Here is a 24,403-nt window from a genome sequence, read left to right as displayed (position 1 = left end):
TTACTCTGAACGATCAGCACCCTGCAGCGTTGGCGCCTGAGCATCTTTTCCTGAAATAGACTCCATGGGTATCGGCCATGGAATATTTATATAATCATCGTTCCAAAGAATCCCTCTTTCGTAATCAGGAGCATAATAATTTGTTGTCTTATAAACAAATTCAGCACTGTCACTTAAGACTATAAACCCATGAGCAAAGCCTTCTGGTATCCACATTTGTCGCTTATTTTCAGCAGAGAGATGTGCACAAACATATTTTCCGTAAGTGACCGATTCCTTACGTATATCGACAGCAACATCAAATACTTCACCTGCTACACAGCGAACCAATTTAGCCTGTGCGTAAGGTGGAAGCTGATAATGCAGTCCTCTGAGCACACCTTTAGATGATTTTGAATGATTATCCTGCACGAATTCTACTTTTCGTCCTACGGCGCTTTCAAAATTTTTCTGATTAAAGCTTTCGAAGAAAAATCCTCGATCGTCACCAAAGACCTTTGGTTCAAGAATCAAAACATCCGGGATATCTGTCTTTATAACGTTCATTACTTAGTAACCTTTAATCATTTTCAGCAAATATTGCCCATACGCATTTTTAGAGAGCGGAGCTGCCAATTTTTTAACCTGTTCAGCATCAATAAACCCTTTACGGTAGGCAATCTCTTCCGGACAAGAGACCTTCAATCCCTGACGCTCTTCAATAGTTTGAATGAAATTACTAGCTTCAATCAAACTATGATGGGTGCCGGTATCAAGCCACGCGTAACCTCGGCCCATCATAGCTACCTGTAGAGCACCCTTCTCCATATAGAGACGATTGATGTCAGTGATTTCCAGCTCGCCGCGAGGTGAGGGCTTTAAATTTTTAGCCATTTCAATCACGCTGTTATCGTAGAAGTACAGTCCGGTTACCGCATAATTACTCTTAGGTTCTAAGGGTTTTTCTTCAAGAGAGACTGCAACACCTTCTTTATCAAATTCCACTACCCCGTAGCGCTCAGGATCGTTGACGTGATAAGCAAATACGGTTGCGCCAGACGGTTGATTTACTGCGGATTCAAGCTGCTTCGGAAGATCGTGACCGTAAAAAATATTATCGCCCAATACTAATGCACAGTTATCATCGCCAATGAATTCTTCACCAATAATGAATGCCTGAGCCAGACCATCAGGGCTTTCCTGCACTTTATATTGCAGATTCAGACCCCATTGGCTGCCATCGTCAAGCAGCTGTTCAAACCGGGGCGTATCCTGAGGCGTGCTGATAATCAATATATCGCGGATACCAGCCAGCATGAGCGTGCTGATCGGGTAGTAGATCATTGGCTTGTCGTATATCGGGAGTAATTGCTTGCTTACGGCCATAGTTACAGGGTAGAGGCGAGTGCCAGAGCCGCCAGCCAGAATGATTCCTTTACGCTTCATCATTTCTCTCAATTTTGCTAATAGGGGTCAACAGAGTTATAGGGGTCATAGTGCCTTTAGGGAGCTTAGCTCTTCTAACATACGTATGACTCCCTGCTGCCATGACGGCAGGTTCAATCCGAATGTCTGCTGAAAAGAGCGGGTATCTAACCTTGAATTGAGTGGTCGTTGAGCAGGCGTAGGATAACTCGCTGTAGGAATGGGTTTTACGCTGGTAACCTTTAGTTCAATTCCAGTTTTCTGTACCACATCAAAGACCATCGAAGCATACTCAAACCATGAGGTGGTGCCTGCTGCCGCAAGATGATAAAGCCCCGCTGCCTTCTCGTTTTTCAAAGCTATCATTAATGCGTGAACAGCACTGTCTGCCAGAAGTTCAGCGCCAGTGGGCGCACCAAACTGATCGTCTATAATAGCTAACTCACTACGCTCTTTAGCCAGACGAATCATGGTCTTGGCAAAGTTATTGCCCTTTGTGGCATAAACCCAGCTGGTACGGAAAATCAGGTACTTTTTACAATGACGTTGAATAGCCTGTTCACCCGCGAGCTTACTTTCACCATAGAAATTTAGCGGAGAAGTCGCATCAGTTTCCTTCCAGCCATCTGTACCGGTCCCTGGAAAAACATAATCAGTAGAATAGTGAATCAGCCATGCTCCAAGCTGCTGAGCCTCTTTGGCGATGGCTTCAACGGTAGTAGCATTTATGCGTTGAGCCATTTCCCGCTCTGACTCCGCTTTATCTACCGCAGTGTAAGCGGCGGCATTAACGATAACATCAGGGCGAAGCGTGCGAATAGTCTCTACGATCCCGGCCGTGTTGTTAAAGTCTCCGCAATAATTGATTGAACCTGTAGCCAGTGCAGTCACGTTGCCTATTGGCGCCAGCGCACGCTGCAATTCCCAGCCAACCTGTCCATTCTTACCAAATAAGAGAATATTCATGGCTTACGCCCGCTATAGTTTTGCTCGATCCATGACTGATAAGATCCGCTCTTAACGTTACTTACCCACTCATTATTATCCAGATACCATTGCACAGTTTTGCGAATACCGCTTTCAAACGTTTCTACCGGCTTCCAACCCAATTCTTTACTGATTTTATCGGCATCAATTGCATAACGGCGATCGTGCCCTGGCCGGTCCGCTACATAAGTAATCTGGTCGCGATAGCTTTCGTTCTTAGGGACGATTTCATCCAGTAGATTGCAGATGGTTTGCACTACTTCCAGGTTCTGCTTCTCATTGTGTCCGCCGATATTGTAAGTCTCACCTACAATGCCCTTAGTCACAACGGTATAAAGCGCGCGGGCGTGGTCTTCCACGTACAACCAGTCGCGGATTTGATCGCCTTTGCCATAGACTGGCAGCGGTTTCCCATCCAGCGCATTGAGGATCACTAACGGGATAAGCTTTTCGGGAAAGTGGAACGGCCCGTAATTATTAGAGCAGTTGGTCACCAGCGTTGGAAAACCATAAGTTCGCAACCACGCACGCACCAGATGGTCGCTTGAGGCTTTAGAGGCTGAATAAGGGCTGCTTGGAGCGTAAGGCGTAGTCTCACTAAACAGAGGCAATTCACTGCTATCTTCTACCTCATCGGGATGAGGCAGATCGCCATACACTTCATCTGTAGAGATATGGTGGAAACGGAATGCCGCTTTACGTTCTGCATCGAGTGCGTTCCAGTAAGTTCGCGCCGCTTCCAGAAGCACATATGTCCCGACAATGTTGGTCTCAATAAAAGCTGCCGGTCCGGTTATTGAGCGGTCCACATGGCTTTCTGCAGCCAGGTGCATGACGGCATCAGGTTGATGCTCGTCGAAGACGGCGTTTAATGCGCCCGAATCACAGATATCCGCCTGCACAAAAGCGTAACGGGAACTGTCGCTAACCTCAGCCAGAGATTCCAGATTACCGGCATAGGTCAATTTATCGACATTGATAACGCTGTCAGAGGTATTATTAATAATATGGCGAACTACTGCAGAACCAATAAATCCTGCACCGCCGGTCACTAGAATTTTCACGCCGAGTATCTCGCTTATTGTCTTGAGGAAATTATCCCACGCTACCGCCCCTGGCTATCGCTACCAGTCGCGTCGAATAACTTATTCTGCTTTACTCAGGGTAAATGCAGGCTTTATGAAAGCACAGAAAGACTAACTTAAGCACAACGCAGGATAGCAAAAACCATGAAAATTCTCATTCTTCACTGTCATCAAAAACAACTTTTTCTGTGCTAAAGTCACCTGTGTGCTGAGGGGCGCTCAGATTTTGCCCGTTTGTAAAAGCAAAAAACTCCCCTGAGGGAGTTTAGTTGAAAACCGGGCGCGCTCAACAATCAACGATAACCGTTAGGATTTTTACTCTGCCAGTTCCAGGTATCGCGCATCATCTCGTCGATACCACGCGATACACGCCAGTCCAGCTCTTTATCAGCCAGAGACGCATCCGCCCAGAAGGCAGGCAGGTCGCCAGCGCGACGCGGCGAGATCTGATAAGGGATCTCTTTCCCGGCAGCTTTCTCAAACGCTTTCACCATCTCCAGTACGGAGTACCCTACTCCGGCACCCAGGTTATAGGCTTTGTAACCTTCAACCGCTGAAATATGGTCCAGTGCTTTAAGATGACCTTCGGCCAGATCCATTACATGGATGTAGTCACGCTCGCCTGTGCCGTCTTTGGTTGGGTAGTCACCGCCAAAGATGCCTAACTTTTCCAGACGTCCAATGGCAACCTGAGCGATATAAGGCAGCAGGTTATTAGGGATACCGTTAGGATCTTCACCTATCTGGCCAGACTCATGTGCGCCTACCGGGTTGAAATAGCGTAGTGCGATGGTTTTGAATTCCGGGTTCGCTTTGGCGTAATCACGCAGGATAAATTCAACCATCAGCTTCGAGGTGCCGTACGGGCTGGTCGTGCCGCCGATTGGCGTGGTTTCCACATAGGGAACCGGTGCATCCGCGCCATAAACGGTGGCCGATGAACTGAAGATAAACTGATTGACGCCAGCTGCCCGCATCTCTTCCAACAGCACCAGCGTACCGGTGACATTGTTCTGGTAATACTCCAGCGGCATGCGGGTAGATTCCCCTACCGCTTTCAGACCAGCAAAGTGGATAACGGCGGTGATAGCGTGCTGAGCAAACAGATCGCGCAGGCAGGCGCGATCCAGAATGTCACCTTCGCAAAAAGTCGCCGTTTTGCCTGCCAGCTTTTCTACGCGGTTAAGGGATTCACGTGAAGCATTACTCAGGTTATCCAGTACCACAACGTCGTCGCCGCGCTGTAACAGCGTCAGCACCGTGTGGGAGCCGATATAACCCGCTCCGCCCGTTACTAAAATAGCCATGTTGACTCCTTGCAACCACGCAGTACGTGGCCGTGTGGGTTATTTAGCGAGGATCTTTTTGATTTCTTCGCGGAACTCACGTCCCTGCGCATTGTTTCTCAGGCCCCAGGAAACAAAGGCTTTCATGTAGCCCAGTTTACGGCCACAGTCGAAGCTGGTGCCTGACAATTGGTGCGCATCAACAGGCTGTTTTTTGGCAAGCTTCGCAATAGCATCGGTCAGCTGGTAACGGCCCCAGGCGCCCGGCTCAAGATTTTCCAGCTCAGCCCAGATATCTGCAGAGAGCACATAACGGCCAACGGCAGCAAGGTCTGAATCCAGCGTCTGTGGGTTTTCTGGTTTTTCAACGAAGTCCAGAATCTGGCTGATCTGACCAGGGTTATCCATAGTCTCCTGGGTTTTCACCACGGAGTACTCAGAAAGGTCAGCTTCTGGCATATGGTGAACCAGAACCTGGCTGCGCTGCGTCTCTTCAAAGCGAGCAACCATCGCCGCAAGGTTATAACGCAGCGGATCGGCAGTAGAGTCATCCAGCAGGATATCGGGCAGCACAACCACAAACGCTTCGTCATGCAGCATTGGACGTGCGCAAAGAATGGAGTTAGCAAGGCCCAGCGGCTGAGGCTGACGCACGTTCATGATCGTCACGCCTGGCGGGCAGATAGACTGAACTTCGCTCAGGAGCGAACGCTTGACGCGCGCTTCCAGCAGCGCTTCCAGTTCATAGGAAGTATCAAAATGGTTTTCAACCGCATTCTTGGACGCGTGGGTGACCAGAACAATTTCCTTGATGCCGGCTGCCACACATTCATCAATGATGTACTGAATCATTGGCTTGTCGACAACGGGCAGCATCTCTTTAGGAATGGCTTTTGTAGCAGGGAGCATATGCATACCCAGACCCGCAACGGGGATAACTGCTTTAAGCTTGGTCATATTTTTTCCATATAAATGAAGTAAAAAACGTATAACGATTATGCATTAAAGAGATGATTCACAAGTATAATCTTAATCTGAAAATTTAGCAGCGGCTGGTCCACATTCTGCCAGCCTTTTTTAGAACAATTCCCGCTAAACCCTCTGAGCTTTAAAATAAAAAAGGCAACCGCGGGTACGGTCACCTTTTTTCTTAATAAGTCCATTCAGATTAAAGCCAGCCGGCAAACCATTCTGGCATCACAAAGAGATTGTAATAATTCACCAGTCCCATAATGGCCACAAACACAACGGAAACGGATACCCATTGTCGCGCATAAGGCAGGAACGGAAGGCCAATAACGGGCTTTATGAAGAACGGATGCGCAAAGGCAGAGATCAACACCTGGGAGATCGACAACGTAAGCGCCACGTACCAGACGTTCGGGTAGAACCAGGTTGTTGCCAGCACCAGTACTACAATGATACTTGCCACCACATTCCAGTAGAACTCCATGTTGGTGCGTCCGTTGGCCTGGGAGATGGCCCCCGTCAGTCCACCCATCGGCCGTAGCATGCCAAACAGCAGCATCAGCGGGATAAGATGCCCTACCGCTTCATGTGACGCGCCATAAAGCACGCGGACAATAACCGGCGAGAGAATACCAATGGCCAGATACAGCAGGCTGCTAAACAGCATGATGGCTAACGTCCCTTTCAGGAACAGCTTCTGCAGCTGCGCCGGTTCATGCTGCTTCTCGGCAAATCGGGGCAAAGCCAGACGGTTGATAACCGGCGTAACCAGCTTAAGCGGTTGCAACACCAGCTCTTTCGCCAGAGAGTAGATACCCAACATCTCCGCGCCCATCACTTTCCCCACAATCAGGGAATCGGCCTGGGTTCGTAGCTGATTAATGGTCTGCGAACCCAGCTGATAGACACCATATTTCATTGAACTGAAGAATGTTGCTTTATCGAACTCAAAGGTAGGCCGCCATGATTTTTCGCCAAACCAAATCATGCATAAAATACGCATCGCGGCATTGGCAAACAGACCCAAAATAACGGCTGAGACATTAAGAGGCGTTAAATAAAGCAGCGCGACCGTTAAGGCAAAAGCCAGAAACTTAGTCGCCATCTCTATTTTTGCCAGCAGCACCATTTTTTTGGCTTTAATAAAATGTGCCTGATATTGCGACAGCGAACCGAGTACCAGGAAATTAAGGCTGGTCAACATGATCAGCCCGGTCAGTTGCGGAAGATGATAAAAATAAGCAATTGGCCAGGCAATGGCGATCAGCAGCAGGCCGGTCAGCAGGCTGAGTAGCACGTTTACCCAGTAAATGGTGCTTTGCTCTTTACGGGTAATATTCTGGCGATGCACGATGTAGCTGCTCATCCCCATATCCTGCAGCACCATTGCCACCGCAAGGATGGCGTTGATGATGGCGAGGATCCCCAGCTCATGGGCTTCCAGCTTACGTGCCAGCACGCCCAGTTGAACAACCTGCAGAACTGCGGCAAAACAGGTGCCACCAAACAGCCATACGGCCTGATTTTTTAAACTACTCACGCCAGTTGCTCCAACAGCTGTGCCAGCTCACGATAGGCAATATGTTGGTTAAATTCCGTTTCAACTTTCTTTCTCGCAGCTGCCACGACCGGGGCAACATCCACTTCATCTTTCGCCAGCTTCAATAAGATCTCGCTTAAGGCTTTAGCGTCCCCTTCCGGTGCCAGCCAGCCAGAGACATTATTCTCAATCAACTCCGGAATACCGCTGTGATCGGTTGAGACCACCGGCAGACCAACCGCCATCGCTTCCATCAGCGCAACCGGGATCCCCTCCATATCGCCATCCGCAGCAGTAAGAGAAGGCAGCAGGAAGATATCCGCCTCATCAAGGTAGCGTTTGATCTCTTCCTGAGGCTTAAAGCCCACCATTTTGACGCAGTCTTGCAGATTTGCGGCGCGGATGGCGGTGTTCAGCTCCTCTTCCATATCACCATTACCAATAATGGTGTATTCGAAGTTTGCCCCCTGTGCCTTGAGGAATTTGCACGCTTCCACCGCTACACCCAGACCTTTTTTCTCGGTCAGACGGGCAACGGAAAGGATACGCAGTGGAGAATGCAGCGCATCCCGGATCTTCAAATTGAATTTTTCCGGCTCGATGCCCATACGGATAACATGAATCTTCTCTGGCGGACAGCCCATCGCAATCAGTTTTCGCTCCCACAAATGGCTGATGGGCAGCAACAGTTCCGTCTGACGGAAAAGATTCGTATAATCCTGTTTGTGCTCGTCCAGAATATGACGACGGGAGATATCCGCACCGTGGAACACGGTCGCCTGCTTGCCCTTCAGAACGCCGAGCTCCCGCAGTTTGTTGGCCAGCGCACCGGCATAGCCGAAATGCACCAGAAAAACGTCAGCGGTGAAGGTCTGCTTCGCATGGGCCACAATGGCAGGCAGCAGCAGCTTAATGGACTGGGCACCGTAGCGCCCAATATTGAAGGATTTGAGCGTGGTCATGCTCAGGACGTTAGGCAGCACAATCTGTAAACGCTGCTTCAGCTTTTCCGCATTGGTCTCCTTATCTTCTGGCAGCAGATAGTGCGTTCTCTCTGCCAGATTATAACGATCGAACGCACCATGCCGGTTCACCAGATCGCCAGGAAAAACCGAGAGAATCTCAACATCATAACCACTATCAATAAAGTGAGTGACCTGATTCAACACGAAAGTTTCTGACGAGACCGGAAATCGCATTGTGAAAAAAGTTAGTTTCATCGATTCACCCTAAAATCTTAACAACATCTTCGGTGATGGTGTTCCCTAAAATCTTTTCCTGCGCTACCGCGTTATCAACCTGCTGTTTAACTGCATCATAGTTGTCGAGAATGCCGTTAACTTTTGCAATGATGCTGCCATCCATCAGGCTTTTCACGTCGGTTGCCATCTCTGGCAGGCCGAGTTGATTCATGACACCGAGCGATTTGTGTTCATAGTTAATCGCCACGGCGGGGGTACCGAAGTTCATGGAGATGATTGCAGAGTGCAGACGAGTGCCGATTGTTAAATGGCTTTGTCCTAAAAGGATACCCAGTTCAAGGTCATTAAACTCATCCATGATGACGTGATACTTTTCTTGATGAACTACATGGTCGCGCAGCGTTACCGCTACCATGCGGTCATCTTTGTTGTAGCTGTCAATACCGGTACAGGTAGACAATGCCACAACCTGGTAACCTCTGTCGATCATCGCGTTAATCACCTTACCAAACGCCATCTCATACTCCTGCTGTGTCACCCCAAGACGCTTGTCGAAAGGGGCCAGTTCACGCACGGTAATGGTAATGGTTTTTGTTGAGGCGATCAGGCTCTGCCAGTGCAGCAGGTTATGGCTTGGGTGGGCGACTTCACGGGCGCGAACCAGGAATGCGGTATCTGCCCCTGACTGGACTCTTTCCGTCGAGATATGACTTTTTTTCATCATGTCCAGACTGACGCTTTCTCGTAATACCAGGCTATTAACCCTGGAAAAAACGAAGTTAGCAATTTTGTTAAATCTTTCTTTCTGAAAAGGCCCAACGCTATGACCAATCAGGTAGATTGGCTTTTTTGCCAGCAGAGCGCAAAGGGAATGCTCAAACTGTAACGGACCATAAAGGTCGACAAAGAATGACCCCCCAACCTGAATAATCGCATCATACTGCTGCAGCTTATGGGTAAAAGCCTGAAGGTATTTCGGCACGGCAAAATATTTGAAAAAGCCCCTGCCGCTGATGTGAGCCATCATAATTTTTGGCATCAAACGGCGCTTTACTTTATCGCTAATCTTACTGGTTTTTTTTGACTCGTCAAAAAGTTCATCTGGCAGGATTTTTTGTTGTAACAGATAGCCAGAGCTGGTTGGATAGCGGCTAATCACATCAATCTCAATGTCATTCCTAGCAAAATTAAGCGAGTCAATAATCCCGCGTAAAATAGCACCATCACCACGATTCCCACAGGTGTGATTGCCAACCAACAAAATCTTCATATGACCCCACAATTTTTGTGCATTATTACAATATATTATTAACTAACAGGCGCTAACAAATAAGTATATTTATCCGAAAATCAAAAAATTACCTTACCACGGGCAAACAGCGTGAGAGGGAATGACAGGGCCATCCCCCTTGCCCTGAACAGGGTAATGGGTAGACAGCCCGGGCTGTAATCAGGGCCTCTGCTTAAGGGAAAAATAAGGGATTGCAACCTGCTTCCCGTTTACGACCATCGAAATATAGCCTTCAGGCTGAGCGGTTTCGACCTGATCGGCGCTTAAATGACGCGATTTAACCAGGAGATCTCCTTCCTCGTTAGCCCCGATGCCCGCCATACCGTTATGCAATGAAAACCGTTTTACCGCGCGGTATGTTTTGTCATTTTTTGGCGGGTTTTCGGCCTCCATATGGCTATCGAATCGCGCACACTGGCCGCTGGCAAAACGATCTTTAGCGGTGGTTTTAATCAGTACTATTGCAGAGCCTATCCATCCCGCTAATTTTACATAAACCCGGGTATTGGCATCCTGCTCTCTTGTATACATAACATCGAGGATTGGGCTACTGCCCTCTGCATGCCAGCTGGCCTCAAAACCCTTCACTTTACGTTGCAGAGTAACAAAGGCGCTGCCCCCAGTATTTCGATCGTTGACGACATCTTTCAGCGGGCTCTTATCCGTGCCGTTGCTGAATTGTGACTGACCCAGCAATTCAATTTGCCAGCTGTCACCCACATCCGGGGTATGAATGTTCCCCAGCTGATACCATTTTTCCTGATTACTGTGGTTAGCAATGCGGAAGCGTGAGGTCAGGTAGTTATATTTCATGCTACCGTCTACCGCGATACCATATGATTCCACGCGGGTAGAACCACGCTCAAAAGCGCTCAGCCACTCTTCGCCAACCTGTGCATTATCAATCCAGCTACCTGCCTGCAGATTAGTCTGGCGCATGTTCAGCCTGGAGAAGTGCGATATCAGAGGGTTTTTACAGGCCTCAATGCTCAGGGCATCAATTATCCACTGGCCGTTAGAAATATCGCCCGGGAATTCACTATGTTCAATCCAGCCATTATGAATCAGTGACTGGGTACAGCGGGGCAAATTCAGCACTTTACCCTGGGAACAATGCTGGACATTGAAATTTGACAATTCGATAGCGGTGTTATGATCCCAGTTGCCTTTTTTAGTCAGGGACCAGACTCCTTTAATGACATCACCGGTACAATAATTGGCATACCATTGATCGATTTTGCAGTCGAGGGTGTCAATCAGGCTGAGCGAAACCCCGCCAACATTGAGGAACCGCAGACAAGAACCCCGAAAATACTGGCCCGCAGGACAAGTGTTATGGAAGAAACCCTGTGTATTGGAGTGAGCTTTGCTTTGCCCATCAAAGCTAATATTGCTGACTTCAACCCAGCGGGCATTAATCCTGAAAAGAAACTCTGATTTGCCGTCAGAGACCAGCGTTGTCGAGGGAAAATAGCCGAAGTTAACGGGTGCGCCTGCAAGGCGGAAAAAACGAATATATTTTTCTGAAATATCCAGAGAGGAGATAAAGAAGCGTCCGGCTGGGAACTGGATTGAAAGTGTCTGATTATTATTCTGCGCCCAGTGATACATGGCAAGGACGGCGGGTAAACTGTCGGTTTTTCCGTCCGCAATAGCGCCAAAGTCAAACAGAGTGATACGGTTGAGATCATCGCTTATGCGACGCCAGTGGAAATCTTTACCCGATGAGGCAATATATCCCCCATCATCCTCTGCCGCACTCATTTCACCAACAAAAGCCCCACCGCCAACTTCTGAGCCGTCATGCCAGCCCTTAAGGCGTACTTTTGCTCCTGCGAACAGCGGACGAGTCTGCCGCAACGCTGCATATGATGCAATTTCACCAATTAACTGGTACCCAGCCGGCTCTGCCAGGCGACGGCTAAACTCAGCACCGCCATTATTTTTCACGTCCGGAACGTAAAAAAGTTGCTCATCACGGTCATTATGCAGCGCCATGGAATATTCGCTGTCTGACCATAATGCACCCTTCTCAGCAACAAATTTTTTCAGGATTTCGCTGTTCAGGGTGATGGGTTGCTGTAGCAGTCCCACATCGCCATTGGCATTTTTAAAAAAAACATCCACGAGGTTCTGTGGCTTAGTGGGATCGGTTCCCGCCTTACCAATATAGAGTTTTCCGATGAAATCACGCCAGAATTGCTCCGGCATGGTAAAAACATCATCAGGTGAAAAAATCGGAACGTCACTTTTGGGGATCGCATCTGTCGGTACTTTTTTCAGCTTTACCTGATCCCAGTCTTCGCTACGGCCCTGTGCTGGCAGCGAATTTAAAGCTGCTGTCGCTACGATAGATGAAAATGCTGTTCTGATTAATTCTCTGCGTTTCATATAAAATTCCGTGGGTTAGTGAATATGTCTTTACTGTGACACCCAGAAGTATTTCCCAATTCAGATACACACGGATTAGCTAATCCTTAATCTATCCTTTGCGGTCTTTCTCATAGAGAAAACGCATCACTTTGACCGGCATAACCCGGGTAGAGGTGCGAATAAAGAAATAGAGCGTGCCATTAATGAAATTAGTCTGTTTAAGTTTCATTTTGAGGCTGTAGAGTTGAATTTCACTTTTTATATAGGTAAATCCGCGACGTTTATCGACCATATCACTGCCAGCTCTGACTTTCATCAGGATGTCATGTAGGTTCGCTACCTGATAGCCCAGCGCAAGCATCCGCAACCAGAGATTGTAATCCTCCATAAAAAGATGGTGCTGATAGCTACCAGCAGCTATCACCTTATCTTTGCGGAACACCACGCACATATGGTTAAAGGGATTTTTCATTCTGGCAAATTGTCGGATATCATTATTGCCAAGCGGAAGCCTCTTCAGGCGCTCCTTGCCAAACTCGTCAAACTCAATGACCGCTGCGCCCAACAGGGCCATATCTGGATGCGCTTCCATGTAGGCAATTTGCTTTTCGAAACGCTCCGGCAGGCAGATATCATCGGTATCCATACGTGCGACAATATTATGGGAACAGCGATCAAGTCCCGCGTTCAACGCTTTACCCAGCCCGACATTTTTTTCCAGCTTGACCAGGGTTATCGGCAGGATGGATGTCCATTTTTCGACAACGGCCGTTAAGGTTTCATTAATCGGGCCGTCGTAGACCAGCACTATTTCATCTGCCTGCAAAGTCTGCTGGTGCAAACTTTCAAGACATTGTTGCAGATTCTCTGCCTTTTCTCTGTTATAGAGGGAAATCAGGACTGAAAACATAGTACCTTCTTCTTAGTTCAGAATGTCATTCCATTTTTTTAGAATCAGTGACGGCCCATAATTTTCAGAATTACGCCAGGCCGCCTGAGCGAAGCTTTTTCTTTTTACTTTGTCGGCGATCAGCTCATTTAGCCGCACAACAAAAGCATCATTGCTTTCATAGTCAACGACATAACCATCGTCCTTAATGATTTCTGCCGGTCCCGTTTTACAGTCAAAAGCGATCGCGGGTAAAGCGAAGTCTTTCGCTTCAATTAATACCATCGGCAAGCCTTCATAGCGGGACGTCATAATAATCATGCCAGCGGAACGATAAAATTCATTGATCTGCTTATTAGGCGTAACAATTTCCGTGCACGATTCCAGCTGATAACTTTTTATTTTTTGCAATAGTGCGGCTTTATCTTCACCATCACCCACAATCTGTAACGTCCAGCCTTGCCTGTTGACCTTTTTCCAAACGTCCAGCATGCGATCAAAGTTTTTTTGATAAGTCAGCCGGCCTACGGCAAGAACTTTATTCTCTTTTCTCTCAAAGAGTTCATCAAAATCAACCATGCTGTGTTCACTGTGGAACGGTGAAATATTCCTTACCACGTGAACATTCTTTACGGCGTATTGCGACTCCAGATAATGTTTATCGTGCTCGGTAAGCACCGCAACTTCATCGGCCAGGCCGTAACAAAAGACTTTGAGCTTACGCAGTTTGGGGCTGAAGGTTTCAATTGAGACATGGTCACAGCAAACGATCTTTGTTTTAACGCGGAACAGTTTCATGGTCAGCAATGCCTGAACAGAAAGCTTCCCCATTGAGATGATCATAATGCCATCATGAGGCTGACTTTTAGCATAACGAATAAATTCATTAAGCTTTAAAAGCCGGTTATCGGACTGGGCATAACGGATTTTTACTTTTTCATCGGTAGGATAAAAGGGATCGCCCTTTTCCAGAGAAAACACCGTGACGTCATAATTATGGTTACTGAGCAAACTGGATAGCGTGCTGGCTACTCTGTCGGTGCCACCGCTGTTGTGAATACGATCAATAAGGATAAGCAACTTATACATTTAAATCATCCTGTTAATATTTTCAGTCCAAAGTGGTGAGTTAATTTTGCACCAAAAAATCCATTATTTGATTATGCATAGCAGGAAGTACAGGCTGGAAATTTTCTCTGAAAAAAGACAGGGAGTGCTGCTGCCAGCAATCCCATGACCTTCTTACATTCCCTTTAGCGGCTAGCCGAATATTTTAAATAATGGCGCTACACTATATCCCTGAATTGACTGTGCAGAGAGGATGGTATTATACGAAAGATAATAAGAAGTTATTGCGAATAGTAACCCAAAGTTAATAAGCAAATTTCTTATTCTTAACATTAAGAAAGCAAATAATAAAGGTTCAGCATGCAGGAACAGATTACCTACCCTGCCGCCGAAAATACTGAAGTCGGAGAATGTTATCCGCACCGCCGCACCCAGACTGTAAGCAATCAGTAAAATATAGACCAGGCGGTCCTCTTTCATGATGCCATTGCGGAAATAATAGACGGTAAACATGCCAATGAAGGCGATGTTTTTCAGGTTCGCCAGCCCGAAGACAGGCGAGGACGTATCAAAGTTTGTTCCACTGTAGCTGGCGGCTCGCTCGCCCAATACCGGGACTATCCCTAATGAATCCAGGAACAATTTTTTACCACCAATAATCCCCAGCGGTATAGAGATGAAGACTAAAGCCAGCGGCAGATATTTTCTCTCCCGGATAAACAGGAAAGGAATAATCATTACCACCGTATAGCCTGTCGAGTGTGACTGGGTACTTAACACAATGAAAAGTAATGCCAGCAGATATTTTCTCGTGGCTAAAGAGCAGATAAAGGCGATGGCAAATGCGCTTGATAAACCAAACCTTATTTGGTTCATGTCTTTATTAATAAACAGGTGTGCCGAATATAAACAAAGTGAGCATAACATCAGCGGAGAATATTTTTTGTAGCAGTAGACGTTTGTCGTGACCGCGATCATACAAATAAAGAATAAAAAGTAGTAACTTTCTTTAGTAAACAAAGAGAAAAACCAGGCCAGCACCATGAACAGTTTTTCATATCGATAGATATCATTGAGCGCCTCATAACTGTTCACCTGTAACTGGGCAGAAAAGTTATGGAAGAAATCCAGATACTGGCCATCATCCATACCTGAATTTAAACCTCGCATGCCACCAAAGAAAATCAATAATATGGCGCAAATAAAGGTCAGATAGGAGACAATGCGTCTGACTTTTGTGTCCTGCAGTTGGTTTATTGCTGCTAATTCAAAAATACAGCATGCCAGAATGCTGTAACTGACTATCCAATATATTTCCATTCCTGTTCCGCCATTTTTTTATTCTAATCGGGTCTGTTTTTTCGAAATGCGTTCAGAAAATTTCTCTTTTATACGGCCGATGAAATAATCGCGATTACCTTTATTTGTCAGGAAAAAATATTGCGCAAAACTCAGGCTTGCATGGAAAAATTTCCCATCCATTTTATAACGAAGAGGGAGCTTGTAAGCTTTATAGGTATAGACATCTTTTTTACTCAAGAAAGGACTCATGCTTTCCAGCCAAAAAGTAGAATACTTTACCGACTCACCTTTATGGCTTGAGTTAAATGTACTCACCATATGATAGTTAGCGAGCGGTTTATTAATCATGATAAACTCAAAACCCGCTTTATCGGCTCGAATACAAAAATCATAGTCCTGATGACGAATAAAGCGATCGTCAAACTTTATCTCATTTGCATGTTCGCGCTTAAGAACAATGGTGCTGGTCTGAATGAATCCATAGCAGCCAAAAAGATATTCTGCAATGCTTTCAGTTTTTTCTGGCAATTTGATTGGCATGACCTTCAGGAAGGTGCCATCCTGAATGATATTAACCTGACTGAACAGAACGAACCGATCCTGGCCTTGTGCCGTCAGCCGTTCAATTTCTCTGCAACTTTCCAGTAATTTATCCTGATGCCATTCATCGTCTGCGTCCAGGAAACAAACGTAGTCACCCCGGGCCAGATCGATACCTCTATTCCTGGCGCCTGCACCATTTAATTTGACCTGGGACAGCTCCAGACGGATAGCCAGCTCGCCGTAACGTTCGCTATTTACCACTTTAGCAAGTTTTTCAGCATCGGCAGACTTATCATCAACGATAATCACTTCAAAATTCTGATAGCTTTGCGCTTTAACGCAATCCAGCGTTGTGACTATTGACTCCGAGGCATTATATGCCGGAATGACGATAGAGAAGAAAATTTCCTTCATTGCAAGACACCTTATAAACGTTCACAGAAACAACCTGAATAAGATAATGCTTCCTGAACAGAGGATCCCAGCGCGAAGCTAAAAGATCCTCTTGTTCACACATTAGCTTTTGGTATCACCTTTATAGCTATAGTCGTAATAGTCATAACCGTAGCCATAAGCATTGGCAGCTTTACGAACCACTGCGTTGAGAATCACGCCTTTGATGTTAATGCCATTCTGTGCGAAACGTTTGAAGCTGATATCCAGTTCTTTAGTGGTATTATTCTCAAAACGAGCCACCATCAAAGAGGTGCCAGCCATTTTACCAATAATAGTGGCATCCGTAACCGCCAGAACAGGAGGAGTATCAATCAACACCAGGTCGTAGTTTTTGCTCGCCCATGTCAGCAACTCTTCCATGCGGTTATGCATCAACAGCTCTGAAGGGTTAGGCGGTACCTGGCCACGGGCAATAAAATCAAAGCCGTAGGTGCCACGCTGAATTAAATCAGTGGAGAAAGGCAATTTCCCAGAAAGAATATCAGACAAGCCTGTTTTACTGTTCACACCCAACAACTCATGGGTATAACCCCGGCGCATATCCCCATCGATAAACAGGACTTTCTGACCTGCATTTGCAGTTAGCGTGGCCAGGTTTGCACAGATAAAGGTTTTACCAATTCCAGGGCTTGCACCGGTAATCATCAGGATATTGTTTTTGGCTTCCATCATCGCAAAGTGAAGGCTGGTACGCAGACTACGAATGGCCTCAATAGACAGGTCTGTTGGATTGCCCAATGCCAGCAGAGTGTTATAGGGATCAGATTTCCCCTTCACACCATGCTTGTTTAGCGCTTCAACATCTTTCTTACGCTGCCATTCGGACAAGGGCACGCTGGCGTAAACATTAATGCCCCGTTCTTCGAGCTGGTCAGGGCTGGTAATGCCATGATGGAACAGCGCTCTGAGCAGAATAACACCTACAGAGATCATCAGGCCAAGAGCAAGACTGGCAAGAATAATCAAAAATTTCTTCGGTGCTACAGGCTTAGCCGCAGTAGCTGCATGGTCAATGATGCGCACATCCCCAACCGTACTGGCTTTACTGATGCTTAGCTCCTGCTGACGGTTCAGCAACTGCATGTAGATTTCCTGGCCTGCCTGAACATCACGGGTCAGACGTAAAATATCCTGTTGAGTCTGCGGCATCTGACCAATTTTTTGATTCAGTTTTTTCTGCTCATCTTCCAGGGTCTGACGTTTTTCTAACAACGCCCGATAGGTAGGGTGATCTTTTTTGAACAGCTGTGAAACTTCTGCTTCACGGAAGGTCAGCTCGTTCAACTGACTCTGAATACTTACAGAGGAGTCCAGGGCGGATTTGGCTTCCAGAGGCAAATCTACAGATTCGTTGTTACGACGATAGGTATTAAGTTTATCTTCTGCTTCGTTCAGCTTCGTGCGCACAACTGGCAATTGTTGCTTCAGGAACTCAAGGCTTTTTTCAGCCTCGGCAGATTTACGCTCTACGTTTTGCAACAGATAATTGTTCATTATCTGATCCAGCACTTTACTGATCAGCTGTGGGTCCTGACCGGAATAGTTCAGGCCCATCACGCCAGTATCTTTACCTTTATCCGCCACGGTCAGATTGTCTACAATCATTTTGATCGATTGCAGATCGGACATTTTCGTCACGGTAAAGTGGGTTCCCGGTTCTGCTTCAATGCCGTTAACCAGAATTGATACGCCGTTGTGTTGTTCCAACTGCCCCGTTTTCCCTTTGAACAGCTCGTCACCGTCTTTCAAAATGGTGTAGCTGTCAGGGGCATCAATTGCCAGAGTTACGCTACTTTCATCCCAGGCACCAGGCACATTTAGCTGTGAAACTTCAGCCTGTGCCGGTTTATTACCCATCAGACGTGACAACCCCTGACCGATAACAGGGATGAAGTCCTGCTGCACCAGAACATTCAGACCGAGATCGTCAACGGTTTTGCCAATCACCATACGAGACTGAATAATTTCCACTTCGGTAGCCGAAACGGGTTCCGCAGGCATTTCAGAGAGTTGATTCAGAACGGTGTTAGGACTTTTCTGCTCTACCTGAATCAGTGCGTCTGCACTGTAAATCGGTGTGGCAAAAAGGCTGTATAAAATCCCGAGCAGTAAGAAGAAAGATGTAACTGCAACAATTACCCAACGATGGTCTACAAGCTGTCCCACAATATGCGCCAGATCCCATCCGTTGGAATCGTCTTTTAGCGGCGCTGACGGTGCCTTACTTTTTATATTCATGGATATTCTCAACTATCGGCTTAATGCGTTGACCCATTTCTGGGCAGCGTTTTCGAGTATTCCGTACACGGCTTCAAAGGCTTCGCGGCTTTTCTTATAAGGATCCGCTATTTCCTGTTGATTGAGCCAGTGGCCAAATAACATGGTCTTGCCATGCACGGAAGGGTTGATGCGGTTGACTAAGTCGACATGTTTCTTTTCCATCACCAGGATCAAATCGTAATCCCGGCACATGCCTGAGGTCAGCTGTTGGGCGATGTGCCCTTCCAGTGAAACCCCATGTTCATTAGCCACGCTGCTTGCTGTCCCATCGGCTGCCTCGCCCACCATGGCGCTAAGCCCGGCGGAAGCGATTTTCTTATCGGGCAACGACGCTTTGAGCAACCGCTCCCCGGTGGGAGAGCGGCAGATGTTTCCGACACAGACCACTAAGATTGAATTAATCATAATGTTCCCCGGTGATTACCAGTTGTGAATCGTCTGTACGTTACGCGTTGCGTCATACAAACCGCTGATGGTTGGTACCAGCTGAGAAATTACGCGGTTCCAACGGGACAGTGGCGTAGAGGTCACGTAGACGATGTCATAAGGCTGCAGCTGGAACTCTGAGCCCATCACCATCGCCGAAGCATCTTTGATGTTCAACTGATAGATATTCGCAATCTTCTTACGGTTCGATCCCTGAATTTTGCGGATAACGAATACGCCGGTGGCATCGGCCACGGTCTGATCCATACCCTGTGCGTTACCCAGCGCTTCCGCCAGCGTCATGCCGCTGCGGTCCATTTTCATGGTGGCTGGCTGCTTCACTTCGCCCATCACAAAGACTTTCAGATCGTCATTACGAGGAACGTAGAGAATATCGCCCGGATAGAGCAGATGGTTTTGGGACAGGTCGCCATTTTGCATCAGGGCCTGCAGGGAAACAGGCACTTCGCTGCCGTTGTGAGTCAGCACCACATTACGCCAGTCCGCGTCAGTGGTGAGACCGCCTGCGGCATTCACAGCATCAAGGATAGTTAATGGCACGTTGGTAATAGGCTGCTGACCTGAGGTGGTCACTTCGCCCGTTACATAAGCTTTTTGCGATTTAAAGGAGGCAACGCTGACATCGACCTGCGGGCTTTCGATGTATTGTGCCAGACGGTTTGCAATCTCGTTACGAACTTCCTGTACCGTGCGGCCCGCTACGCGAACGCGTCCGATGTAAGGATAGAAAATCGTCCCGTCAGAATGCACCCAGTTGCCGGTGTCGCTGGCGCTACGATACTGACCGGCTGGCGTGGTCAGTTCTGGGTGATCCCATACGGTGACGGTCAGGACATCGCCCACACCGATACGGTATTCATAGCTCTGCACTTCGTTCTGCAACTGCTGGTTCTGTTGAGCCACAACCGGTTTCGGCCGCATCTGCTCAACCAGTCCTGGGGTCATTGGGAAGACGTTGACATATTTATCAATATCGAAGTCGCTGTCCTGCTGCTTAATAACATCTTTTCCGCTGGTGGAAAGACTACTACCCGGAACGACAGTACATCCGGAAAGGATTGTGGCCGATACCAACAGGGGTATCAATTTCGTTTTGATTGTGATCATCTGGTTCTTCGCTATCAGTAAATTGATTGATAGTGGCGAGTCCGCCGCTGTGTAGCGTCATGCAAAATTTAAAAGGGTATCAACTGTTCAAACACTGCAACTGTCAGTCATTATCATTAACTCCCTATCTTTTTATGCCTTGCCGGATTGATTAAAGCCGACGCTTAACATTCGTCAAAAAAAAGTTTGTTTAGCTCGCAAGTCAGTGACAGTTAACAGTCAAAAGACGCTATTAATAGCGGAGCGAAATAACGACTTCGCTCCGTTTTGACAGGGCAACGCCCCTGTTAATAAGCGCCATCGCGTTTCAAAACCACTCCAACCGTTTTGAAAAGAATGGCGATATCGTTCCACAGTGACCAGTTTTTTACATACCAGGAGTCAAAGTAAACACGAGTCTCGTAATCCACATCATTACGGCCACTTACCTGCCACAGGCCAGTCATGCCCGGCTTGGCCATAAAGTAATAATCGACATCACCGGCATAGCGTTCCAGCTCATCTTCGATAACCGGACGCGGGCCAACCAGGCTCATTTCACCGCGTACGACGTTCCATAACTGCGGCAGTTCATCAAGGCTGGTTTTACGGATAAAGTGTCCGATACGCGTAATGCGCGGATCGTTTTTCAGTTTAAAATCTTTGTCCCATTCGGCACGCGCTACCGGATCGGTGCGTAGCACCTCTTCCAGCACCTCTTTCGAATTGACGCACATCGAGCGGAACTTCAGGCATTTAAATTTACGACCGCCCATTCCTACACGCTCATGGCCGTAAATAGGGCTGCCACCATCGCGGGCAACCATAAAGATCAGTGTCGCCAGCGCCGGCATCAGCATTGTAATGATGGAAAGTGCGCCAACGATGTCGAAAGCACGCTTCAGAATGCGTGAAGTCCGCTTCGCCAGGTTGTTGCTGACTCTGAGTATCATTACCTCATGGCTGAAGATATAAGCCATATCGGTACCGTAAAGAGGAACGCCGCGTAAAGAAGGTATCACGGAAACGGAACGGCAGTTATGTTTTGCCAGATTTTTCAACCATACATCGCGATGTGCGCTCTGCTCGTACTCCACCGCGACGATAAACTGCGTCTCGCTGTTCACTAACTGCCAGAGCGGGGTCTCCTCACGGATAACAGGAATACCGAACAGCGCGGGTGCCGGCGTAGTACCATCGACATCGTAGAAAGCCACAACATCAAAGCCCATCACCTCTTCACTCTGCAGCGCCAGGTAAGCTTCCTCTGCATTCTTTCCGCTACCGATAATAATGGATTGTTTTTTCCACATACCGTAATGGTTAAGCACACGCTTCACCATGGCACGTCCAACAGGAATAAAGATCATCGCCAGAATCCAAGTCATTACCCAAACCCAACGCGAGAGTTCCCATTTTGAAAGTGCCGTAATTGACAGGTCAATAACGGAAAATATCAGAATAGTTCTGTAGATTTCTTTTAATTCAAACCAGAATGGTTTGCGATAAGTATAGTGGCGCTGACGAACCCAGAACCAGCCAATACAAATCACCGAAAGAATAATGTGTGTCGCTATTTTCAATTGCAGATCTTGCGAAGAAATATCGTCCAGAAGATTTCCGGGCAATGCATTTATCAACAGAATTGCAATAAATAAAGAGGCGTTAAAAAAGATCAGATCAGAAAGTGCCAGTGAAAATCTAATTAACAGCCCTTTAAAGGTAAACTCTATATCGCGCATAATTAACTCTTATTTTTTCTTCAGATGCCTGTGATTTATTAATTTCCATCACTGAAAATAATTGTGTGTTTTTTAATCACATCATTTATTACACAGGAAACGTATTTGGGAGTCGTGTTAAAGGTCAGCGTAACGGGTATAGCGACAAGAGAATTGACATGTAAAATCAACAACAACGGTAGTGATACCCAGCCTGTCCAGCCTCAACCGGACACGCTACCGCCCCTGGCTTGTAGCTGCCAATGCGCTGTAACGCTGCTTTACCTTGTTGTTTTTATCCTGTCCTCTCCGGACACAGGCTAACGCGCTTGCCGTCTTAGCGTGGTGTTGTTCACAAAAAAGGACATTAAGACGCCGTTACTGCGCTTATTACTACATTAACGCAGACATTTACTAACACGTTGCTATACTAGTTATTACTGGCCTGTTTACAAGAGGCTGTTCCCGCCCGCGCTCTCTTTTAGGATTAAGACTACCTTTCGTCCCACTCTATACCGTCCATGCTCCTTTCCTCCCCGGGATAAAATTCAGATTAATTCGATCGGAATAAGATTAATCCTGAACAGATTCTTCTTACCCTTTAAGTATCTCCTGGTTCATGTTAGCGACCTATGCGAATAGTCTTGAAAAGATCGCTGCCGATATACTCAGGATTTATCCTGGTAATTTCATTTGCTGATAATCCCACCCCGGCGATTATCTGAGCACTGACGAACCGCTTTTTCGATTATTTGTTGAATTGCGCCTGATTCACTATCATCATGGCTATTCTTTAAAATCTTGCGGGTGAGTGTGCAATGTTCGAATGGATCGCCGATCCGTCTGTGTGGGCTGGACTGGTCACGCTTGTTGTCCTTGAACTGGTCCTGGGCATTGATAACCTTGTCTTTATAGCCATTCTGGCGGAAAAACTCCCCCCTGCCCTGCGCGATAAGGCTCGTGTCACCGGGCTGCTGCTCGCGCTGGTCATGCGGCTGCTGTTGCTGGCTTCCATCTCCTGGCTCTCTTCGCTGACCTCTCCGTTGTTCACGCTGCTGGCCCATGCCTTTAGCGCGCGCGATCTGATTATGCTGGTTGGGGGAATATTTCTGCTGTTCAAAGCAACCATGGAGCTCAATGAGCGGCTGGAAGGGAAAGATGAAGATGAAAACCCACAAAAACGTGGTGCTAAATTCTGGCCGGTAGTCGCGCAAATTGTGGTACTGGACGCCGTATTCTCACTTGACTCGGTGATCACCGCTGTGGGGATGGTCGATGACCTGCCGGTGATGATGGCCGCAGTGATTATCGCTATCTGTCTGATGCTGCTGGCCAGCAAGCCGCTGACGCGCTTTGTCAACGAACATCCGACCATTGTTATCCTGTGTCTGAGTTTTTTACTGATGATCGGTTTCAGTCTGGTGGCGGATGGCTTCGGCTACCACATCCCCAAAGGCTACCTTTATGCCGCTATTGGTTTCTCAGTCATTATTGAAGGGTTAAATCAGCTGGCGCAATTTAACCGGCGCCGTTTCCTCTCGGCGAAAGCCCCCCTGAGAAAAAGGACGGCGGAAGCGGTGCTGCGCCTGTTACGCGGTCATCATGAGCAGGCGGAGCTGGACAGCCAGACCTCTCTGCTGGTGGCTGACCAGAGTGAAAGCCAGGCGATCTTCAATAAGCAGGAGCGCATGATGATTGCGCGCGTGCTCGGCATGGGCCAGCGCACGGTCAGCAGTATCATGACCTCACGTCATGATGTCGAGCATGTTGACCTCAGCGAATCCCCTGAGAAAATCATGGCGCTGCTCGATCTTAATCAGCATACGCGCATCGTGGTGACGGATAACAGCGACGACCCGCTCGGGGTAGTGCACGTTATCGATCTGCTGCAACAGGCGCTGCATGGTGACAGCCTGGATATTCGCGCGCTGATCCGTCAACCGCTGGTTTTCCCCGAACAGCTGACGCTGCTTCCCGCACTGGAACAGTTCCGCTCAGCACGTACCCATTTTGCCTTTGTGGTGGATGAATTTGGTTCCGTTGAAGGTGTCGTGACGCTGAGCGACGTGATGGAAACTATCGCCGGCAACCTTCCTAATGAAGGGGAAACGATCGATCCGCGTTATGATATTCAGCAAAACGCCGACGGCAGCTGGACAGCGAATGGCCATATGCCTTTAGACGATCTGGTGATGTATCTTGAACTGCCGCTGAATGAAAAGCGGGAGTATCACACGCTGGCCGGTCTGTTGATGGAGCATATGCAGCGGGTGCCGCAGGAGGGTGAAGAGATTAAGATTGGCAATTTCCTGTTCAGAACCTTGCAGGTTGAAAGCCATCGGGTACAGAAAGTACACATTATTCCGCTGGCCATCTCTGAAGAGCCTGATTACGAAGTGTAAGCCAGCGCTGCGGCCTGCTATTACAGTTCCCAGTACATCAGTTATAAAATAAAAAGGGCTGAATGTTTTCAG

19 protein-coding genes are annotated in these 24,403 nt (G+C 47.5%); 1 reads left to right on the top strand and 18 read right to left on the bottom strand.

The features are described 5' to 3' along the window. From rfbC to wbaP, 18 genes are all read right to left on the bottom strand, one after another. A complete protein-coding gene (gene rfbC, locus SD961_RS15165) occupies window positions 1-546 on the bottom strand; it encodes a dTDP-4-dehydrorhamnose 3,5-epimerase (protein ID WP_318791180.1) in 546 nt (181 codons plus the stop codon). Between the two features lie 3 nt (window positions 547-549). Then, window positions 550-1,428, bottom strand: a complete 879-nt coding sequence (gene rfbA / locus SD961_RS15160) for a glucose-1-phosphate thymidylyltransferase RfbA (protein WP_318791178.1) — start codon at window positions 1,426-1,428, stop codon at window positions 550-552. A 42-nt stretch (window positions 1,429-1,470) separates the two neighbouring features. Next, window positions 1,471-2,370 (bottom strand): dTDP-4-dehydrorhamnose reductase, encoded by a 900-nt coding sequence (gene rfbD, locus SD961_RS15155; protein ID WP_318791177.1) that lies wholly within the window; start codon window positions 2,368-2,370, stop codon window positions 1,471-1,473. Next, complete coding sequence (gene rfbB / locus SD961_RS15150; protein WP_318791176.1) at window positions 2,367-3,455, bottom strand: dTDP-glucose 4,6-dehydratase; 1,089 nt, start codon at window positions 3,453-3,455, stop codon at window positions 2,367-2,369. The genes rfbD and rfbB overlap by 4 nt, the downstream gene beginning before the upstream one ends. 314 nt (window positions 3,456-3,769) lie before the next feature. After that, window positions 3,770-4,783 carry a UDP-glucose 4-epimerase GalE gene (galE, locus tag SD961_RS15145; RefSeq protein WP_318791175.1) on the bottom strand — a complete coding sequence of 338 codons (1,014 nt, stop codon included), beginning with the start codon at window positions 4,781-4,783 and terminating at the stop codon, window positions 3,770-3,772. 39 nt (window positions 4,784-4,822) lie between these two features. Then, on the bottom strand, window positions 4,823-5,719 hold the full coding sequence (gene galF / locus SD961_RS15140) for a UTP--glucose-1-phosphate uridylyltransferase GalF (RefSeq protein ID WP_318791174.1): 897 nt from the start codon (window positions 5,717-5,719) through the stop codon (window positions 4,823-4,825). A gap of 211 nt (window positions 5,720-5,930) precedes the next feature. Beyond that, complete coding sequence (locus SD961_RS15135) at window positions 5,931-7,271, bottom strand: lipopolysaccharide biosynthesis protein (protein ID WP_318791173.1); 1,341 nt, start codon at window positions 7,269-7,271, stop codon at window positions 5,931-5,933. After that, window positions 7,268-8,491, bottom strand: a complete 1,224-nt coding sequence (locus SD961_RS15130; protein WP_318791172.1) for a glycosyltransferase — start codon at window positions 8,489-8,491, stop codon at window positions 7,268-7,270. The genes SD961_RS15135 and SD961_RS15130 overlap by 4 nt, the downstream gene beginning before the upstream one ends. Window positions 8,492-8,495: 4 nt before the next feature. After that, window positions 8,496-9,743 (bottom strand): colanic acid biosynthesis pyruvyl transferase WcaK, encoded by a 1,248-nt coding sequence (wcaK, locus tag SD961_RS15125; RefSeq protein WP_318791171.1) that lies wholly within the window; start codon window positions 9,741-9,743, stop codon window positions 8,496-8,498. A gap of 180 nt (window positions 9,744-9,923) precedes the next feature. Then, a complete protein-coding gene (locus SD961_RS15120) occupies window positions 9,924-12,155 on the bottom strand; it encodes a phage tailspike protein (RefSeq protein ID WP_318791170.1) in 2,232 nt (743 codons plus the stop codon). A gap of 91 nt (window positions 12,156-12,246) precedes the next feature. Beyond that, on the bottom strand, window positions 12,247-13,047 hold the full coding sequence (locus SD961_RS15115) for a glycosyltransferase family 2 protein (RefSeq protein ID WP_318791169.1): 801 nt from the start codon (window positions 13,045-13,047) through the stop codon (window positions 12,247-12,249). 12 nt (window positions 13,048-13,059) lie between these two features. After that, window positions 13,060-14,115 carry a glycosyltransferase family 4 protein gene (locus SD961_RS15110; RefSeq protein ID WP_318791168.1) on the bottom strand — a complete coding sequence of 352 codons (1,056 nt, stop codon included), beginning with the start codon at window positions 14,113-14,115 and terminating at the stop codon, window positions 13,060-13,062. A 171-nt stretch (window positions 14,116-14,286) separates the two neighbouring features. Beyond that, window positions 14,287-15,414, bottom strand: coding sequence for an EpsG family protein (locus SD961_RS15105; RefSeq protein WP_318791167.1), 1,128 nt, complete (start codon window positions 15,412-15,414; stop codon window positions 14,287-14,289). A gap of 18 nt (window positions 15,415-15,432) precedes the next feature. After that, on the bottom strand, window positions 15,433-16,353 hold the full coding sequence (locus SD961_RS15100; RefSeq protein ID WP_318791166.1) for a glycosyltransferase family 2 protein: 921 nt from the start codon (window positions 16,351-16,353) through the stop codon (window positions 15,433-15,435). 102 nt (window positions 16,354-16,455) lie between these two features. Then, the gene (locus SD961_RS15095) at window positions 16,456-18,633 is read right to left on the bottom strand and encodes a polysaccharide biosynthesis tyrosine autokinase (RefSeq protein ID WP_318791165.1); all 2,178 of its coding nucleotides are present in this window, start codon (window positions 18,631-18,633) and stop codon (window positions 16,456-16,458) included. 12 nt (window positions 18,634-18,645) lie between these two features. Continuing rightward, entirely contained in the window at window positions 18,646-19,080 is a 435-nt protein-coding gene (locus SD961_RS15090) for a protein tyrosine phosphatase (protein WP_318791164.1), read from the bottom strand. Window positions 19,081-19,095: 15 nt separating this feature from the next. Beyond that, window positions 19,096-20,229 carry a polysaccharide export protein gene (locus tag SD961_RS15085; RefSeq protein ID WP_318791163.1) on the bottom strand — a complete coding sequence of 378 codons (1,134 nt, stop codon included), beginning with the start codon at window positions 20,227-20,229 and terminating at the stop codon, window positions 19,096-19,098. A 287-nt stretch (window positions 20,230-20,516) separates the two neighbouring features. Then, on the bottom strand, window positions 20,517-21,950 hold the full coding sequence (gene wbaP / locus SD961_RS15080) for an undecaprenyl-phosphate galactose phosphotransferase WbaP (RefSeq protein ID WP_318791162.1): 1,434 nt from the start codon (window positions 21,948-21,950) through the stop codon (window positions 20,517-20,519). A 797-nt stretch (window positions 21,951-22,747) separates the two neighbouring features. On the opposite strand from wbaP, the gene SD961_RS15075 reads away from it, so the two are divergent. Beyond that, a complete protein-coding gene (locus SD961_RS15075) occupies window positions 22,748-24,331 on the top strand; it encodes a TerC family protein (protein WP_318791161.1) in 1,584 nt (527 codons plus the stop codon). Window positions 24,332-24,403 lie beyond the last annotated feature (72 nt).

The sequence above is a fragment of the Erwinia sp. MMLR14_017 genome (genome assembly GCF_033657285.1).
GTDB lineage: Bacteria > Pseudomonadota > Gammaproteobacteria > Enterobacterales > Enterobacteriaceae > Erwinia.
The sequence above is the reverse complement of the archived record's forward strand: the minus strand, read 5'-3'. Positions and strand labels throughout refer to the sequence as shown.

Bases quoted from the DNA above. Each gene is read 5' to 3' on its own strand.
- rfbC (WP_318791180.1), bottom strand. From the start codon at position 546: ATGAACGTTATAAAGACAGATATCCCGGATGTTTTGATTCTTGAACCA.
- rfbA (WP_318791178.1), bottom strand. From the start codon at position 1,428: ATGATGAAGCGTAAAGGAATCATTCTGGCTGGCGGCTCTGGCACTCGC.
- rfbD (WP_318791177.1), bottom strand. From the start codon at position 2,370: ATGAATATTCTCTTATTTGGTAAGAATGGACAGGTTGGCTGGGAATTG.
- galE (WP_318791175.1), bottom strand. From the start codon at position 4,783: ATGGCTATTTTAGTAACGGGCGGAGCGGGTTATATCGGCTCCCACACG.
- galF (WP_318791174.1), bottom strand. From the start codon at position 5,719: ATGACCAAGCTTAAAGCAGTTATCCCCGTTGCGGGTCTGGGTATGCAT.
- SD961_RS15130 (WP_318791172.1), bottom strand. From the start codon at position 8,491: ATGAAACTAACTTTTTTCACAATGCGATTTCCGGTCTCGTCAGAAACT.
- wcaK (WP_318791171.1), bottom strand. From the start codon at position 9,743: ATGAAGATTTTGTTGGTTGGCAATCACACCTGTGGGAATCGTGGTGAT.
- SD961_RS15120 (WP_318791170.1), bottom strand. From the start codon at position 12,155: ATGAAACGCAGAGAATTAATCAGAACAGCATTTTCATCTATCGTAGCG.
- SD961_RS15115 (WP_318791169.1), bottom strand. From the start codon at position 13,047: ATGTTTTCAGTCCTGATTTCCCTCTATAACAGAGAAAAGGCAGAGAAT.
- SD961_RS15110 (WP_318791168.1), bottom strand. From the start codon at position 14,115: ATGTATAAGTTGCTTATCCTTATTGATCGTATTCACAACAGCGGTGGC.
- SD961_RS15105 (WP_318791167.1), bottom strand. From the start codon at position 15,414: ATGGAAATATATTGGATAGTCAGTTACAGCATTCTGGCATGCTGTATT.
- SD961_RS15100 (WP_318791166.1), bottom strand. From the start codon at position 16,353: ATGAAGGAAATTTTCTTCTCTATCGTCATTCCGGCATATAATGCCTCG.
- SD961_RS15095 (WP_318791165.1), bottom strand. From the start codon at position 18,633: ATGAATATAAAAAGTAAGGCACCGTCAGCGCCGCTAAAAGACGATTCC.
- SD961_RS15090 (WP_318791164.1), bottom strand. From the start codon at position 19,080: ATGATTAATTCAATCTTAGTGGTCTGTGTCGGAAACATCTGCCGCTCT.
- SD961_RS15085 (WP_318791163.1), bottom strand. From the start codon at position 20,229: ATGATCACAATCAAAACGAAATTGATACCCCTGTTGGTATCGGCCACA.
- wbaP (WP_318791162.1), bottom strand. From the start codon at position 21,950: ATGCGCGATATAGAGTTTACCTTTAAAGGGCTGTTAATTAGATTTTCA.
- SD961_RS15075 (WP_318791161.1), top strand. From the start codon at position 22,748: ATGTTCGAATGGATCGCCGATCCGTCTGTGTGGGCTGGACTGGTCACG.